The sequence below is a fragment of the Nostoc sp. genome (assembly GCF_036917675.1).
Lineage (GTDB): Bacteria > Cyanobacteriota > Cyanobacteriia > Cyanobacteriales > Nostocaceae > Nostoc.
In genome coordinates, this window is sequence record NZ_JBALCT010000074.1 from 74,609 (window position 1) to 90,785 (window position 16,177).

General features: G+C 39.7%; 16 protein-coding genes. 5 read left to right on the plus strand and 11 right to left on the minus strand.

Annotated elements, in window-relative coordinates:
* Positions 1 to 72 precede the first annotated feature (72 nt).
* On the minus strand, positions 73 to 537 hold the full coding sequence (locus V7K31_RS29920) for a DUF29 domain-containing protein (RefSeq protein WP_335099881.1): 465 nt from the start codon (positions 535 to 537) through the stop codon (positions 73 to 75).
* Positions 538 to 852: 315 nt separating this feature from the next.
* Between V7K31_RS29920 and V7K31_RS29925 the strand changes: the two genes are divergently transcribed.
* Positions 853 to 1,539, plus strand: a complete 687-nt coding sequence (locus V7K31_RS29925) for a glycoside hydrolase family 24 protein (RefSeq protein ID WP_335100537.1) — start codon at positions 853 to 855, stop codon at positions 1,537 to 1,539.
* A 10-nt stretch (positions 1,540 to 1,549) separates the two neighbouring features.
* Here the strand turns inward: V7K31_RS29925 and menH are convergent, their stop codons facing one another.
* The 5 genes from menH to metG all read right to left on the minus strand — a co-directional run bounded on the left by menH (position 1,550) and on the right by metG (position 6,798).
* Positions 1,550 to 2,371 (minus strand): 2-succinyl-6-hydroxy-2,4-cyclohexadiene-1-carboxylate synthase, encoded by an 822-nt coding sequence (gene menH / locus V7K31_RS29930; protein WP_335100539.1) that lies wholly within the window; start codon positions 2,369 to 2,371, stop codon positions 1,550 to 1,552.
* A gap of 285 nt (positions 2,372 to 2,656) precedes the next feature.
* On the minus strand, positions 2,657 to 3,058 hold the full coding sequence (locus V7K31_RS29935; RefSeq protein ID WP_335099883.1) for a metal-sensitive transcriptional regulator: 402 nt from the start codon (positions 3,056 to 3,058) through the stop codon (positions 2,657 to 2,659).
* A 132-nt stretch (positions 3,059 to 3,190) separates the two neighbouring features.
* Positions 3,191 to 4,399: an LPS export ABC transporter periplasmic protein LptC gene (gene lptC, locus V7K31_RS29940; protein ID WP_335099886.1), complete on the minus strand. Its 1,209-nt coding sequence runs from the start codon at positions 4,397 to 4,399 to the stop codon at positions 3,191 to 3,193.
* Positions 4,399 to 5,028, minus strand: coding sequence for a LabA-like NYN domain-containing protein (locus V7K31_RS29945; RefSeq protein WP_334825812.1), 630 nt, complete (start codon positions 5,026 to 5,028; stop codon positions 4,399 to 4,401). Before V7K31_RS29945 ends, lptC begins: the two co-directional genes overlap by 1 nt.
* 165 nt (positions 5,029 to 5,193) lie before the next feature.
* A complete protein-coding gene (gene metG, locus V7K31_RS29950; RefSeq protein ID WP_335099889.1) occupies positions 5,194 to 6,798 on the minus strand; it encodes a methionine--tRNA ligase in 1,605 nt (534 codons plus the stop codon).
* Positions 6,799 to 7,170: 372 nt separating this feature from the next.
* On the opposite strand from metG, the gene V7K31_RS29955 reads away from it, so the two are divergent.
* Positions 7,171 to 7,896 carry a lysophospholipid acyltransferase family protein gene (locus V7K31_RS29955; RefSeq protein WP_335099891.1) on the plus strand — a complete coding sequence of 242 codons (726 nt, stop codon included), beginning with the start codon at positions 7,171 to 7,173 and terminating at the stop codon, positions 7,894 to 7,896.
* A 78-nt stretch (positions 7,897 to 7,974) separates the two neighbouring features.
* Positions 7,975 to 8,796: an alpha/beta fold hydrolase gene (locus V7K31_RS29960; protein WP_335100541.1), complete on the plus strand. Its 822-nt coding sequence runs from the start codon at positions 7,975 to 7,977 to the stop codon at positions 8,794 to 8,796.
* A gap of 67 nt (positions 8,797 to 8,863) precedes the next feature.
* Here the strand turns inward: V7K31_RS29960 and V7K31_RS29965 are convergent, their stop codons facing one another.
* Together V7K31_RS29965 and V7K31_RS29970 are read right to left on the minus strand one after the other, a co-directional pair.
* Complete coding sequence (locus V7K31_RS29965; RefSeq protein WP_335099894.1) at positions 8,864 to 9,055, minus strand: hypothetical protein; 192 nt, start codon at positions 9,053 to 9,055, stop codon at positions 8,864 to 8,866.
* A gap of 122 nt (positions 9,056 to 9,177) precedes the next feature.
* Positions 9,178 to 9,474 carry a DUF1308 domain-containing protein gene (locus V7K31_RS29970; protein ID WP_335099897.1) on the minus strand — a complete coding sequence of 99 codons (297 nt, stop codon included), beginning with the start codon at positions 9,472 to 9,474 and terminating at the stop codon, positions 9,178 to 9,180.
* A 164-nt stretch (positions 9,475 to 9,638) separates the two neighbouring features.
* Here V7K31_RS29970 and V7K31_RS29975 point away from each other — a divergent pair, with 164 nt between their 5' ends.
* A complete protein-coding gene (locus V7K31_RS29975) occupies positions 9,639 to 10,805 on the plus strand; it encodes an EcsC family protein (protein WP_335099899.1) in 1,167 nt (388 codons plus the stop codon).
* Positions 10,806 to 11,271: 466 nt separating this feature from the next.
* Positions 11,272 to 12,360 (plus strand): aromatic ring-hydroxylating dioxygenase subunit alpha, encoded by a 1,089-nt coding sequence (locus V7K31_RS29980; protein ID WP_335099902.1) that lies wholly within the window; start codon positions 11,272 to 11,274, stop codon positions 12,358 to 12,360.
* Between the two features lie 422 nt (positions 12,361 to 12,782).
* Here the strand turns inward: V7K31_RS29980 and V7K31_RS29985 are convergent, their stop codons facing one another.
* From V7K31_RS29985 to V7K31_RS29995, 3 genes are all read right to left on the minus strand, one after another.
* Complete coding sequence (locus V7K31_RS29985) at positions 12,783 to 13,115, minus strand: hypothetical protein (RefSeq protein ID WP_335099904.1); 333 nt, start codon at positions 13,113 to 13,115, stop codon at positions 12,783 to 12,785.
* Between the two features lie 113 nt (positions 13,116 to 13,228).
* On the minus strand, positions 13,229 to 13,933 hold the full coding sequence (locus V7K31_RS29990) for a hypothetical protein (protein WP_335099906.1): 705 nt from the start codon (positions 13,931 to 13,933) through the stop codon (positions 13,229 to 13,231).
* 115 nt (positions 13,934 to 14,048) lie between these two features.
* Positions 14,049 to 16,025, minus strand: a complete 1,977-nt coding sequence (locus V7K31_RS29995) for a heavy metal translocating P-type ATPase (RefSeq protein WP_335099909.1) — start codon at positions 16,023 to 16,025, stop codon at positions 14,049 to 14,051.
* Between the last annotated feature and the right edge of the window lie 152 nt (positions 16,026 to 16,177).

Here is a 16,177-nt window from a genome sequence, read left to right on the forward strand (position 1 = left end):
TTACAGACGTATTAGCATAATAAGTAATGAAGAACCGTAATTAATTTTGTCTGACTACTTACAAAATCACTTTTATTGTGGGAAGTACTCACTATTAAAAATATCTTCAGGAGTAAAAGGACATTGTTCTGGAAAAATCTCAGGGGATAAACCTGTTTTTTGAATTGCTTGCCTTCTGGCTTTAATATAAACTCCATCCAAACAGCTAAGAGAATACTTATAAAGTGTTTTGGAACGAAAATAAAATTCTAGCTCATCACGGAAATTAGTTATTTCTATTTGCCAGCCTCGTTGACAATCTTGTTTTTGAGTTTCCCAATAACGATAAAGTAAAAGATGAATTAATAATTGTTTTAAGTAACTTTCTACTTTTCGTCTTTGTTCATTTCCCAAAGCTTCAATTTCTTCTGCTAAATGTTGCCAATCAAGATTTTCAATATCTTTATTTTCTAATTGTTTAAGTGTTGTTTCTACCCATAAATAATAATCTTCTTCGTAAAGGGTAGGTTCAACAGATTTTAATATTTCTGTTGTCATTAGCTAATGGCTGGAAAAATCAACTATCTAATTATAACATAGGCAAGCGATCGCACTATCCCACACCCAAAAGGGTTTAGCTAATTCACGATAGACGAGCGCTCGCTTGCTATTTTTGGGAGTATGCGGTTTGCTATACTTATTTATGCTGCGTTTTTCTAATTCTTAAAAAAATGAGCGAATCGGGAATGATAACTGACAAGAAGGTGTGAACTTTGCCAGAATGAGCGCGTCAATCATTGTTGTTAGCAAAGAGAGCAAATTTGAAGGAGTCGGACTCTGAAAAGCTTTGAATTCAAAGGCGTTGAAAAACTTATTGGTCCAATAGCCGCGCTTCTCGGCTTTGTGTATTTGTTGCAATGGTATATTGGAGACTTGCGATCGCCTTCTGATCCCATCTTTGAAAATAAACAGCCGCCTTTGGTGATGAAACAGGGCGACCCCTATATCCGCGCTTTAATGCGAACCATCTCGGCGAGTGAGGCTAGTGGGAACCGTCCCTATTCGCTGTTGTATGGTGGACAGCAAGTCAATGACCTTAGCCGACATCCTGAGATATGCGTCACAATTGTCACAGGTCCCAACACAGGTAATTGTTCTACGGCTGCTGGTAGATATCAAATTATCAACATTACTTGGTATCGTTTAGCCCCGCGTTATCACCCAAAGCCGATGCAGATGATGTTTTGGACTGGTTATAGTTTTGAAGCAGAATATCAAGATGTAGTAGTTTACCGTTGGTTAAGTGATTCTAAAGTTTGGGGAACTGATATTTCTCAACTGTTGCGTCAGGGAAAGTTAAATGATGTTTTGCGGCTACTCTCTCCCACCTGGACAAGTCTAGGATATGGCATAGAAACTAATTCTGTTAGTAGCTCTTTGTCTAAGATTTATCAGAAAATGTTGCAAGAGGAATTAACCGCAGCGAAGCAACCACCAAAAGTTAACTCAGCCCCAACTCCCCAGATTCAGCCATTAGGTAAGCAGCCAAAGAAGCAGTAAAATCAGTTTACTACTTATTGAAAAACTCTCTGATATTTTGCACAAATTTTATAGTATTTTCAAAGTGAATGTTATGTGCAGTATTACTAATTACTTTTAGTTGTGCAACTTTACATATATTAGCTATTTCTGTATTTATATCTCTAAACTTTTGATCATTTTCACCAGCTACTAAAAGTAAAGGTGTTGTATTGTCTTTAAGTTTATCCCATAAAGATGGTTGACTCCCAGTTCCCATAAATTGGAGTGATTTTGTTAATTCAATCAGATGATTTTGCAAGCGATTTTCTAGCAATATTTCAAATTCTGGATGATTTTTGATAGAACCAAAAATTGGCTGACTATACCAATTTGATAGAAAAGTAGCAAAATCTGTTTGAATAATACTTCTGCTTAATTTTCTAGCTATCTGAGCATCACGTCTAACTCGTTCTAATCGATCTGCTTCTGTTGCTAAACCTGGGGAAGCTGATTCTAATACAATTTTTATAAAACGTTCTGGGAAATGTATAGTTAGATATAAAGCCAATCTTCCGCCCATCGAATAACCAATTAAGTGGCATTTATCTATTTTTAATTCATCTAATAAATCGATTATTGCTTGAGCGGTAGATTCCATTTTATAGTATTCATCACCTCCTAAAACTTCGGTTTTACCATGTCCTGGCAAGTCAAGGGTGAGATAAGAAAAATCTTCACCTAGTAATTTTATGGCTTCATCAAATTCATTCATGTTTCCCATGAAACCGTGCAATAAAAGAATTAGAGGTTTGTTTATATTTACATTTAAATAATAGTTAAATTTATATTGTTTTAAGTTCCTCGTTCCCAGTCTCCGACTGGGAATGCCTAATATGAGGCTCCGCCTCAAGACTTGCGGCAGAGCCGCAATGAAAAAACATTTCCAGCCAGAGGCTGGAAACGAGGTTTTAAAGGGGTTTAAGCTTAAGTTGACACCTATGAACATTGTTGTGCCCCTACCTGTGCACCTCATTTACCTGAAAAACGCTATATGTTAATTTTGGGATAAACAAGCCTCTGCCTGAGTCAGTACACCAAATCTGACATCTCTACAAAATGTCTTGTCGTGCTAGTTAATTTTTTATTTTTCTAATTCTTAAGGTAAAAATCGATCCAAAGCAGCTTTCAACTGTTTTATTTCAACATCAATATTACCTTCTTGTGCGGCTCTAGCAATACAATCAGTTAAATGTTCATCCAAAACAATTCGCGCTACCCGATCTAATGCGCCGCGTACTGCGGCAATTTGCAGTAGAACATCAGGACAAGGGGTACTTTGCTGCACCATTGCCTTAATACCGCGAACATGTCCTTCTATACGGGATAATCGATTGACAATTCGCCGTAAAGACTCTTCGCTATGGACGTGAGCATGAGCCGAATCTCCAGTCTCATGAGTATGATCTGTATGCTCGTGGTCTGTATCGTCATGGTGGGAATGTTCTGCTTGTTGGGATGTTGGCAAGGATTTCCTACCTAATCGGTTTGATCCATTCATGGGTTATCAAAGGAGTTGTAGTATTAAGATCCTAGCCTAGTACTCGACCAAAATTTTTGAGTGGGGGAGTGGGAGGATGAGGGAGAGTTGGAATTTTGTCGATCTCCCCACTCCCCATTCCCCCTAACTCTACTACTGACGATTGGCTCTTTCTTGGGGAATAATCTCTGTTACTACCCTACCGCTAGAACTGCCACCTTTGACAACAATATTTTCTGTTTGCAGATTACCAACGGCTGTTTCACCCGTAAAATTTAACGGTGGGTCAACTTGTCGATAAATTATATTTCCCTGAGCTTCAACTAACTTATTGTCTAAATACCAAGTTAATGTATTAGATTTCAAAGACTGGCGACGCTGACCAATGGCGTTGACATTACCTGTTAAATAAACCGTTTTTTGCGGTATTTTCATTTCACCTTGATTTGCGGTCACGGTAAGATTTTCGGCACGCTGAAACATCCGCACGGGGGAATTTGTAGTGACAGTTTCTGCATTCATGTTCCAGATCATAGAGTTACTAGCTATTTGCACTGGTGGGTCTAGTAATTCTAATTGAGCATTCTTTTGAATAGTGGCAATTTTTGTTTTTAAGTTGACTTCGGCAGAATTTCCTTTGCCGCGATCGCTAATTTTATTATCTTTGTAGCGGTCAATTTGTATGGGGCGATCGCCAATCAGTTTTTCTTCTTTAATATTCCAGATCAAATGCTCAGTTCGGATTTGCATCTGGGGATCAGTGGAATTGGCTACTACCCCTCCAGAAAATTCCATGCGCTGTTCGCGGGTTTTAACTCGCGCTTCTTGGGCCACTGCTTGTAGTTGTTTATGAGTACCGTTAATCTGGTTGCGGACAATCAACAAATCTTCTTTAGGACGCCATTCTAATTCATTACCTCGCAACACAATTCCATTACTAGGGTCTATGGCAAATATCTTACCCTTAAGAAGCAACTGCTTTCCATTCTGTTCAATGTCTGCTACATCTGCCTTGATTTGGTAAACCACTTTGCCATCTTGGTATAGTTCACCATAAGGGCTTTCAGCCTGACCAATTTGTTTTTCTTTGGTGTATTTTGCCCGTGTCGCCCTGACTTTCCAAATCGGTCGCCCTACTTCATCTGCTTGTTCTAGGGTGACATCAAAGAAAGTTAAATTGTTATCTTGATTAGATGAAGACGTAGTATTTTGTTGAGAAGCTGGGGGGGATTTACCCCCGCAAGCAACTAAACCAAATACCAACAAAAAGGTGAATGGTAAAAGAAGGAAGGAGGGAGTGGAAGAGAAATTTTGAATTTTTTTCTTTCCTCGTCTCCCCCTTTGATTAAATTGATGCGCCATTATTCTTGGATTTCTAGGTGTCCATCACTAGTTCTGGGGTCTTCCAAAAAACCGATACCAGATAAAGGTCGATATGGATAGCTTTGGCGAGGGGTTTTTTGAATCTCCTCTTTGATGGCTTCTAAATCAATGTAGCGATCGCTTACATTAATTAAGCTGTCGCTGGTCATCGAACGTAAACTCACCACTTCTACTCGCACGCCACGATAACTGACTGAATTTACCGCATATGCCAAATCTCCATCACCGCTAACTAAAACTGCGGTATCATAGGAATCTACTAGCGCCATCATGTCTACTGCTATTTCTACATCCAGGTTAGCTTTTTTAGAGCCATCTGGTAGCTGTACCAAATCCTTAGCAATGACTCGATAGCCATTGCGACGCATCCACAGCAAAAACCCCTGTTGCTTCTCGTTTGTCCGATCTACCCCAGTGTAGAAAAAAGAACGCAGTAGTCTAGAACCCCCAGTTAATCGACACAAGAGCTTCGTGTAATCGATTTCGATCCCTAGTTGCAATGCAGCGTAAAATAGATTTGAGCCATCAATAAATATGGCAACCCTGCCCCGATTCTCCAAAACTTGTTCTGGCGTAAAGATTGAATCGTTTTCCAAATTATGCAACATTGTTGTGATACCTCAATTTTTATCCCTGTTATTTTTGATACAAATTACCAACTTTTAGATGCTAGTCACAGAGGCTTATGATAATGTTTCGGGGCTAATTAAGTTAAGCCCCGATAAATTTTTTGAGAGAATAAGAAATTGAACAAAATCAGGGTTTGATAAGGACTAATCGTTTTTCGGGGGTTCTATTCGCTTAAAAACCGGTTGGGGTATACCCAACTGTTGTTTACTAGATAGTATCCCCCATATCGCATGGGTGGCAAAAGGAGCGGTAATTGAACTTTGTATTTGATCGTTAAAGTTTATTCCGAAGCCCAGTTGCTGATAAATATCGCTACTGATGTTCGGAATAATTGGGGATATCAGATAAGCTGCTAGTCTAACTGATTCTAGAACTGCGTAGAGAACCTTTTCCACCGATTCCTGTTGTCCTTGTTTATATAATGACCAAGGAGCTTGTTCATCAATAAACTTATTACTGGCTTGCACCAGTGAAAGGATGGACTCGCAGGCTTGACTGAAAGCTAGCTCCTGGTATGCTTGTTTTACCTGTTGTCCTAGACGTAAACCAATTGCTTTCAAAGGATTTTCGTCAGGGATCGCTTCATTACCGATTGATGGTACATTATTCTCGGCGCAGTATTTCTTCACCATGTTCAAGGTGCGATTGAGCAAATTACCTAAATCATTTGCCAAATCTGCATTCAGAACATTAATGAACCTTACTTCATTAAAATCTCCATCCTTGCCAAATTCGATTTCCTTAAGGAAGTAATAACGAACGGCATCACTACCATAGCGCTGAACTAACGCCACCGGATCAAGGGTATTACCCAGACTTTTGCCCATCTTCTGACCATCTTTGGTCAAAAAACCATGCCCAAATACTCGCTCTGGTAAGGGTAAGCCAGCCGATAATAGCATTGCTGGCCAATAAACTGCATGGAAGCGGAGAATATCCTTACCAATTAGGTGCAAGTTAATCGGCCACCATGTTTTTAAAGCATTTGCTAAAGTCGGTTCTGCATCTGGTTCTAGTAATGCCGTTACATAACCTAGCAGCGCATCAAACCAGACATAAAGGGTGTGCTTGGGATCAACTGGTACGGGAAAACCCCAATCTAGATTTACCCGCGAAATTGAAAAGTCTTGCAGTCCTTGATTTACAAAGCTGAGAACTTCATTACGTCGACTTTCTGGTTGAATGAAATCCGGTCTAGATTGATAAAATTCTGTCAGCTTATTTTGATATTTCGATAAGCGGAAAAAATAGTTTTGCTCGTCTCGCCACTCGACTTCTTTGTTAGTATGAATCGGGCAACGGTGTCCTTCTAGCAGATCCCGTTCTTCTTTGAATTCTTCGCAGGATACGCAGTACCAGCCTTGTTGTTGTCCCTGGTAGATATCACCAGATTCCCAGACTCGCTCAAAGAATTCTTTGACGATCGCTTCATGACGAGGTGCTGTAGTCCGACTAAAGCGATCGTATTGAATGTCTAGTAACTCCCATAAACTCAGGAAGCTAGGGACAATTTCATCACAAAACTCTTGTGGTGCTTTCCCTAAACTTTCTGCCGATCGCTGAATTTTTTGCCCATGCTCATCTGTACCTGTAATTAGTAATACCTGATGCCCCAGCAGCCTCTGAAATCGCGCGACTACATCTGCTGCGATCGTCGTATAAGCACTGCCTATATGGGGGACATCGTTTACATAATATAGAGGTGTTGTCAGTGCAAATGTCTTTTGTGTTTTATTCACTAGATTCATGCAAAATAAAAATCAACTTATTAAAACGGTTTACTTTTATCGGCAAAACCCCGCAATTATACAATAAGATTTCCAGATTTTCCAATAACACCTTAATATTAGCAAATTTCTCAGGTCAATAATTCTTTTGTAATATGCATCAATTCATCTCATTTTTGCCTAAAAGATGGAAATTAACTGATCATAGTTTTTTTTAATAGTTACTATTAGATATTCTTGTGATCAGGAATACATAATCCCAAACGCAGAAAATCTAACTGCTTTTGTGGATTAGACATTTCTATCTTAAGACGGTGATGGCAATAGTAAAGAAATGTAAAAATTAATTTAAGATAAACTGCCATATTTACCGGAAAAATATATTGATTAGGTATGAGTAGAAATAGCCCCCTGGAGATTTCTCGCGCTTTGATGGCGGCACTCTCAACGCAAATGTTTCGCTATTATGAGGATCGCATTCCCCAGGATGCCAGCGTACTGGTAGTCAGCAATCACCGCAGCTTTATGGATGCAGTGGTTTTAATGGCGGCGTTATCGAATCCGATTCGCTTTGCTTGCCATCACTACATGGGACAAGTGCCAGTAATGCGGGAGATTGTCACCGGACAATTGGGGTGTTTCCCCTTGGAGGAAACTGAAAACCGCCTGCAAAGCTTTTTTTCGCAGTCGCAGGTGCTATTGCAGTCGAAGCAGATGGTGGGAGTATTTCCAGAAGGGACTGAACCAATGGTGAAATTTACTGTGCCAAATCATCTGGGTGAATTTCATCGGGGATTTGCTCATTTAGCATTGCGAGCGGATGTGCAGGATTTAGCTGTTTTACCGATCGCGATCGCCTCCCTAGAAGAGGTAAACACGTCTGGCTTCCCTTTAAAGCTTTTGAGCGTATTTGACCCTTCAGAACCGTTATTTAACCAAGGTGGTTGGCATCCTTTGGTAATTTATCGGCGGGTTGCGGTGTTAATCGGTCGCCCTTATTGGATTACACCCCAACAGCAGAAAAAATATCACGGTAAACAGGCCAGAACTGTTGTAGCTGAACTGACTGAATACTGTCACGGCGAAATTAGCAACTTACTGCGTCAAGGTTGCTATTAAGGTCAAAAGCACCGAAGCTTTTATAAGTAAAAATCAGCAATCCAAAACTTTTATACCATTAACTAGTGACCAATGACTATGCCAGAAGTTGAGCTAAATCCTTGTTTCCTGACTCCTGAACGAGTACAGCCAGAGTATCCACTATTGGTATATTTGCCAGGAATGGATGGAACTGGTCAACTATTGCGATCGCAAACTGCTGGATTAGAAGCTGGCTTTGATGTCCGTTGTTTGGCGCTCCCACGCAAAGACCTTAACACTTGGGATGTCTTAGCTAAGAGTGTATTGGACTTAATCCACGCCGAATTAGAAAAAAGCTCTCAGAGGCCAGTTTACCTGTGTGGTGAGTCCTTTGGTGGTTGTTTGGCAATAAAAGTGGCAATCCAAACACCTGAGTTATTTAAGCGAATTATCCTAATTAACCCAGCTTCCTCCTTTCATCTTCGCCCTTGGTTGAATTGGGCATCCCAACTTAGTTACTTGGTGCCATCAGGATTATATGATGTTGGTGCATTGGGGTTGTTGCCCTTTCTAGCATCTTTGCCCCGCATTTCTCAAAGCGATCGGCATGAACTGCTAAAAACTATGCGTTCTATACCGCCAGAAACCGTTCATTGGCGGTTGTCTTTACTGCGAGAATTTGAAGTTGATGACAAGCAGTTAGATCGCTTAACTCAACCAGTTTTGTTGATTGCTGGTGCTAGCGATCGCCTTTTGCCTTCTGTAACTGAAGTGAAGCGGATAGCGAACATCTTACCAAATAACAAGATTGTGGTGTTGCCCCATTGTGGACACGCTTGCTTGCTAGAGCAAGATACTAATCTCTATGAAATTCTTAAGGATAACGATTTTTTAGAAAGTAAAGCTGATATCGGTACAGGGCTAGAGGTAAGAGGATAGGGTGAGAAGTAAGGGTAAGGGCGATCGCTCTTTGAGTGCAAATCGCCCACAAGCATTAGTACTTTAACTACTCAAAGCTATGTGGTTTCAGAACTTGCATTAGGAAAGCGATCGCTCTTTTGGCAAAATGGGTAGGCTTGCTCTCAGAAACAGCTGATTTTTCAGAAGTATCCGACTTTTGCTGTAACATCACAGGGCGCAAAACCCAGAATAAAATTGCGATGCTCAGGATAATCGCAGATGGACTGTTGCTCTGCAATAACGGAATTGGATCAAACGGTAAACAACGACTAAAAGCTGTTTTTGAACGATTGGAAAATCAAGTCAGAGATGCTTATATAAAGTATGGCTCTGGGAAACCTGGGAAATGCTTACATGACATCAGGAGATTCTATAAACTAAAATAATGATATCATTTGTCCCCAAAGTTCTAGTCGGCTGTAAGTTTAGGGCTACAGTTGAGGGATTGTCAGGGATGATATTTAATCTTTGGAATAATCTACTCGCTCTCGTCTGTTCTGATACTCCGCCTGACCATTGAATAATATCAGTAACTTCTTTCAACGCTGTTTGAGTAATTACCATTTGTTGCCCTTGTACATATTGTCGTAATTGATAGCGGACAGGTGAGCCTTCAGAAATAAACGCAAACACAGCGCCTGTGTCTAAATTGACCATTTAAGCGCCACACTCAACGCGATTATTTGATGGGAATGAGGTGACTTTCCGTAAAAGCGTGACAGGAATTATTAATCTATAACTTGTACTTGTCGGGAGATGTCAAGCCGCTCAGACTTCGCTACAACTTTAAAGAGAGAGGCTTTACAGGATAGGATCAAGCAATGGCAGACAAACCCCAAGAAATAGAGGTGAATAAGTTAGTAAATTCACCCAGAGAAACTTCAGAAGTAAAAATCCAGGCTCAATCATCAGTAGAAAATAAACCGTCTGGATTAGAGTCTCTTGTTGAAACTGTTGCTCAGACTGGCAAAGCAGTTTTTGACACAGCAATAGGGGTGGGAGAAGCCACGGCGAAACAAACACACAAGTTAATTGAGCAAACAACTCAAACTAGCGGTCAGGTTGTGAATCGCCTCAGCGAAAATTGGCTGATTAGAAAACTATCTGGAGTATTAAATCTCAATTGGCTAATTGGTGCTACTAACCTTGTTGATTTGGAAAAAGCAGAAGCGGCGGTAAACAAGCTTAAGCAAAAGTATCCCAATGAATCACCGAGCGAGATTGCTCACCGAATCATGGTGGAAAAAGCAACTCAAGCAGCCACAGTTGGACTAGCCACTAGTATTTTGCCAGGAATAGCAGTGGCATTGTTCGCAATTGATTTAACAGCGACAACAAAATTGCAGTCAGAAATGCTTTATCAAATTGCATCTGTCTACGGGCTAAATTTAAAAGATCCAACCCGTAAAGGTGAAGTTTTGGCAATTTTTGGTTTGGCTTTGGGTGGAGAGCGTCTTTTGAAAGCTGCGGGATTAGGCTTGTTGCGAAATGTGCCCTTGGCGGGTGTAGCGATCGCAGCTAGTTCAAATGCAACCATGATCTATTCATTGGGGTATGCTGCTTGTCGATTTTACGAAGCCAAGTTGGATGAATCAACTTCGCTCACATCGCCACAGACTATGGCTTCATTAAAAGCTGAAAGTGAAAAGTATCTCGAAAGTGCGATCGCTCAACAAGCTCTCATGGATCAAATCTTAGTTCACATGATCCTTGCTAGTCATCCAGAAAAGACTTGGGAAGAAATTTTACCAGAATTACAAGCTGTAAACCTCACTCCTAGCTCGTTGGATGCCATTGCCCAAAATATCAAATCACCTAAGTCTTTAGATATATTGCTCAATCAGCTAAATCGTGATTTTGCCATACCCTTGTTGACTCAGTGTTACAAAATTGCCCAGCTTGACAATCAGATTACACCAGTTGAGCAAGAAATAATAGAAGCGATCGCTAACAAATTTGACATTGATACAAATCCAATTGAGACATAGAGCATGGAGATAGGGCATTGAGGATCTGACTTTTGACGGGATCTGGAAAACCTCTCTCTAAACCTTCAAGGAGAGAGGCTTTCAATTCTCCCCCTTCCCTAATTTTTTTGTTTGGTATCAGTAATTTAAATTTTTATCTAATTAGAGATTTTATTAAGTCTTAATTTTTCAAATATCTATTATGAATGGATATTAGCTAAATTTAGCTGATATTTGATTAGCTCAAATAAACCTCAATCAAGGTTCTGCTACCCAAAACCTGTCCCTCTCCGAACTCACGGAGAGGGATGTCCTTTCTTGACAGGGTGAGGTTTTTGTTTTAGGTAATTTGATGACTTGTGTGTACATCGTAGCTTATCCCAAATGGAGAGGCTAACTGTTTGTCATGGTACTGAAAGTAACTGTTTTTTTAAAGTTTCCATGTTACTTCTAGATTAACTGCTTCACTTCAAGTGAAACCATAAAAATGAATCTCAACTCGCAGACTTTTAGCTCAACCCGTAAACCTAAAAATTTTAATAATCCAGAGCGTTTTATTGAAGGATGGTATTGGGTAATACCATCTCAAAATCTGCGGGTGGGTGAAGTAAAACCTATCACGATTTTGGGCAGAGAATTAGTGATTTACCGTGGTAAAGATAAAAGAGTAGTTACCTTTGATGCCTACTGTCCACATATGGGCGCTCACCTGGCTGAAGGTAAAGTTGAAGGTAATGCACTACGTTGTTTTTTCCACCACTGGAAGTTTGATGCTGAAGGGATGTGTATTGATATCCCATGTTTAGATACGCCGCTTTCCTTAAAGTTACAAACTTGGCCTACTGCTGAGAAGTATGGAATGATTTGGGTTTGGACTGGAGAAATACCACAACAACCTCTACCTTTTGTTCCAGAGTTGGAACAAAAAGAGTATGATGTCGCCATCCATTCTCATTTCGTGATGAACTGTCACCCCAATGTGGTGATGATTAATGCGATTGATGCTCAACACCTCAATACAGTTCACAAACTGCCAGTAGAAATTATTTTTGAAAGACAAGAACTGAACGAAAATGCGATTATCTTCAGTAATATTACACCCATCAAAGAAAATTCCTTTTTCATTAAGCTCATCCGTTTTTTCTACAAAAATGCCATAACTTACAGTATTTGCTATTGGTACGGTAGCATTGGTATTGTGACACTTGGCCCCGATTTCTTCCATGTCCACATGATGGTTGCAGTTCGCCTCCACACAGGGGGAAAAACTGAAGGTAAAATTCTATTGATGACTAAAAAACGTAAAGGAATTTTTGGTTGGTTATGCAATCGAGTTCTGCTATGGCTGACTAAGATTATAGCTAAGTACTTTCTCATGGGTGACATCAAAATTCTCCAAACAATTCGGTTTGATTTGAAAACTCCCATCAAAGTAGATCAATCAATCATGCAGTTTATTAACCATGTTGAAAAACAGCAATCCCTAATGTGGGGGACTTGGCAAGAAGCGCGATCACGCGATGTGGAGAGTAAGCCCAAGCGTGAGAGATGGCAAGATACAATGAGTAATGATTAGTATTATGTCTATATAGCTATAATTTCGTCAAACTGCTTGGTCAATTAAAGTTACACGAAATCATAGCATTGTCAACTATCTTTGTAAGAAATGAATCGGTTGTAGGGGTGTACAGTTGCACGCCCCTAGTAACATAGATGCAGCAGGTATTTTGTCAAATACTATAACAATTAATAAAAGTTAAAAGTTCAACGAAATTACTTTTAATTTTTAATTTATTACTGGGCTAGGAGATCAATAAAAAGAAGTGGCAAAGCCACTTCCTAATTCCCAGGTAGAACCTAAGTCATGAGTATAACGACTACAAAAAATTGAAATAGTATAAACAAATACCAATTAACTGGATGTTTCTGTTTTTCTTGTTGTCTGGGTTAGGAAATCCTGATTTATATCAGCCAAATAACTGTATATTTACATAAGTCTCATGATTGCAATGCAGACTCAATTTTATCCAGTTCATCGCTAAAATGTGTTAGTTTTGTCTCTTCATCAAGAAGCTGCTGTTCTAATTGAAACTTGACTGCCGTACCAGCCTCAATAGCTACAGCTTTTTTCATCTGCTTAAACTTCTCGCTGCGGATGTCAAATTCTGCCTGAAGTGCGTCTAGCTGTTTGACTTGTTCTGGTGGATAGGCGGCGCGACTTGGATCAATCAGTATATCTCGTATAGCCGTTGCATCTTTGACAGTGACTGGTAAATCAGCACCTACGCCAATAAGTAATGCATAACCGTTGGTAAAAGTTTGGTTTGTCATGCGGTGGGTGAGGAATGCGATCGCCTTTTATACTCTATAACTAGTAAATATAAGAACGTCGTCTCCATAGTCCCTCTACGTTTTAGCAAGCAAACTAGATGTTTAGCATACCACTACTCGCTTGGATTCAGTACAACGATAATTTCTGCTAGCCTAATTCCCAAAGGTTTCCAATGGGGATTGCTGGAGGAAAAAGTACTATCCCCAGAAACTGCTTGGTAGTCATTAGGGAACTTTTCGTAAGCATTAGGAGCAGTATCTACTCGTAAAATGAGTTTGCCTTGATAACGGGATAATTTACTACTGTCCAACAAAATCGTACCGCCGTAATCCCACGCCAATCCATAAAGTTTAAAGTTACCTAATTTCTTGCGTAACTCGCTCAAGGGGGTTCCGACACCGATACCTTCGCGGGTTTTCCAAGCTGAACCCAAGTTACGCACATCTAAAGGTTTAGTACGAGTATTATCGCTCCAAACTACCAAAAGCGTAGATGCAAAGCAGCTTGTCGTTAGACATCGCCCCTGATTTAGCTTTACCTGAGTAGCGGCGAAACTACCGATTCCTTCAGCACCCGAAATGGTTTTATCAACGAGATGGGATGCGCCAAACAGCTTCACTAAATCTTGCTTGGTGGTTGTGCGTGTTATCGGCCCCACTCGTTCGCCAGGAACAATCAAGGTGTCTGTTAATGGTTGCGATTTAGCAACAGTAATTGGATAATTTATTTTCTGGGGTAGTGCAAAGGCTGGGTTTGCTGAATAATTTAGCAAGAAAGCTAAAGTAGCTGTAGCAATGCCTTTGATTGATGAATTCATGGGTTCTATTTGGGGTAGCAGAATATGAGTAAGAAGCGTTAAATAAATAACTCCTTACTCTTCAATTTTAACTACTACAAATTCCAAATTATGGATTCCCGATTTTCAAAATTTTTTATTTCATTGCTCTAGTTGCATTTAAAATTGCCAGTAAAGCTACTCCGACATCAGCAAAAACAGCTTCCCACATTGTCGCTATACCTAAAATACCCAATCCAATAAATACACCTTTAATTGCTAAAGCAAAGCCAATATTTTGCCAAACAATTTGCCTTGTTTTTCTGGCTATTTGGATTGCTTCTGCCACTTTTAAGGGTGCATCTGTCATAATCACAATATCGGCAGTTTCTATTGCTGCATCTGAGCCTAAGCCGCCCATTGCCATACCAACATCTGCTCTAGCAATCACTGGCGCATCATTAATGCCATCTCCAACAAAGACAACTTTACCATGCTTGCCGGCGGTGCTGATTAATTTCTCAATGGCATTAACTTTTTCTTCAGGTAATAACTCTGCTTCATAGGTATCTATGCCAAGCTGTTGAGCAATCCGGGAAGCGATCGCTTGATTATCTCCTGTTAACATTACTGTTCTCTCTACACCCATTTGCTTGAGAGTTTGAATAGCAAGTCTTGCATCTTCTTTTAGTTCATCAGCAATGACTATATATCCAGCGTAAATGTCATCTACTGCTAAATGAATAACTGTTCCTTCTGCTAGGCAATTATCATGAGCAATCTTCTCTTTATCTAATAGGCGATCGCTTCCCGCTATCACTACCCTATTTTTAACCTTAGCTCTAATTCCATAACCTGCTATCTCTTCATAATCTCTCACCTCAAAATCATCGATTTTTCCACCATAAGCCTTGCGGATAGATTGAGCGATCGGATGATTTGAGTGCGATTCTGCTTTGGCAGCTAATTGTAGTAGTTCTTGTTCATCGTAGCCATTTTTAGGTACTATTTTTACTACTTTGAATACTCCCTTAGTTAAGGTTCCAGTTTTATCAAAAACAACTGTATTAACTGCATTTAAAGTATCTAAAAAAGTAGAGCCTTTAACCAAAATACCACGTCTAGCTGCACCTCCCACACCTCCAAAGTAACCTAATGGAATACTGATGACGAGTCCACATGGACAGGAGATAACTAGTAAAATTAGGGCACGATAAACCCATTCGGAAGTAGTTGCACCAGAAATTAATAAAGGAGGTAATACTGCAACTGCTAGAGAGGTAAAAACTACGATTGGCGTGTAATATCGGGCAAATTTAGTAATAAACTTTTCTGTTTCTGCTTTTTTAATTCTGGCATTTTGCACCAAGTCTAAAATCTTAGCAATAGAAGATTCATCAAAGAGTTTTGTTACTCGAATGCTGAGAACACCCATTTTATTGATCATCCCAGCTAAAACTGTCTCGGATACCCTCACCGTTCGCGGCACAGATTCTCCAGTTAATGCAGATGTATCAACTTGCGAATTACCATCTATAATTTCGCCGTCTAAGGGAATCTTTTCTCCAGGCTTTACAACGATAATATCCCCAATGTTTACTGTTTCTGGCGATACTTTCTTGAGTTCTCCATCTATTTGAATATTGGCATAGTCTGGGCGGACTTCCATTAATGCTTTGATGGAATTACGTGATCGACTAACGGCAATATCCTGGAACAATTCCCCAATTTTGTAAAATAACATTACCCCGACAGCTTCAGGTAATTTATGAATTGCGATCGCCCCTAATGTCGCTACAGCCATCAAAAATGTTTCATCAAATACTCTGCCTTTGAGTATATTGCGCCCAGCAGTTTTTAAAACACTCCATCCACTTAATAAATAGGCAGGGATGAAAAGCAGATATTCACCTATTGAGTAGAATGTATTGTGTAATTGATTTTCAAAAATTACACCAGGCGCATATAAACTTAAAATCACTACCAAAGGCAATACCTCATTTTTGAGATTGAATTCTCCACCGTGATTGTGGCCATGGTTATGATTCTCATCATGAGCATGGTTATGATTCTCGTGATGGTCATGTTCACAGTTGGAACAACCTGAAGATTCTGAATGTACTTTTTGCTTCATTTTATCTGTTGAGGCTAGTAAATTACTTGATATATGATCCTGTGATCAAATGTAATGAAAAAAAGAACTTTTTACAAGTTTATAATTTAAGAACGAGAATCTATATCAATACAAAATTAAGGTTGATTGTTGAATCTTTCTACTAATATTTA

Bases quoted from the DNA above. Each gene is read 5' to 3' on its own strand.
- V7K31_RS29920 (WP_335099881.1), bottom strand. From the start codon at position 537: ATGACAACAGAAATATTAAAATCTGTTGAACCTACCCTTTACGAAGAA.
- V7K31_RS29935 (WP_335099883.1), bottom strand. From the start codon at position 3,058: ATGAATGGATCAAACCGATTAGGTAGGAAATCCTTGCCAACATCCCAA.
- lptC (WP_335099886.1), bottom strand. From the start codon at position 4,399: ATGGCGCATCAATTTAATCAAAGGGGGAGACGAGGAAAGAAAAAAATT.
- V7K31_RS29945 (WP_334825812.1), bottom strand. From the start codon at position 5,028: ATGTTGCATAATTTGGAAAACGATTCAATCTTTACGCCAGAACAAGTT.
- metG (WP_335099889.1), bottom strand. From the start codon at position 6,798: ATGAATCTAGTGAATAAAACACAAAAGACATTTGCACTGACAACACCT.
- V7K31_RS29955 (WP_335099891.1), top strand. From the start codon at position 7,171: ATGAGTAGAAATAGCCCCCTGGAGATTTCTCGCGCTTTGATGGCGGCA.
- V7K31_RS29960 (WP_335100541.1), top strand. From the start codon at position 7,975: ATGCCAGAAGTTGAGCTAAATCCTTGTTTCCTGACTCCTGAACGAGTA.
- V7K31_RS29970 (WP_335099897.1), bottom strand. From the start codon at position 9,474: ATGGTCAATTTAGACACAGGCGCTGTGTTTGCGTTTATTTCTGAAGGC.
- V7K31_RS29975 (WP_335099899.1), top strand. From the start codon at position 9,639: ATGGCAGACAAACCCCAAGAAATAGAGGTGAATAAGTTAGTAAATTCA.
- V7K31_RS29980 (WP_335099902.1), top strand. From the start codon at position 11,272: ATGAATCTCAACTCGCAGACTTTTAGCTCAACCCGTAAACCTAAAAAT.
- V7K31_RS29985 (WP_335099904.1), bottom strand. From the start codon at position 13,115: ATGACAAACCAAACTTTTACCAACGGTTATGCATTACTTATTGGCGTA.
- V7K31_RS29990 (WP_335099906.1), bottom strand. From the start codon at position 13,933: ATGAATTCATCAATCAAAGGCATTGCTACAGCTACTTTAGCTTTCTTG.
- V7K31_RS29995 (WP_335099909.1), bottom strand. From the start codon at position 16,025: ATGAAGCAAAAAGTACATTCAGAATCTTCAGGTTGTTCCAACTGTGAA.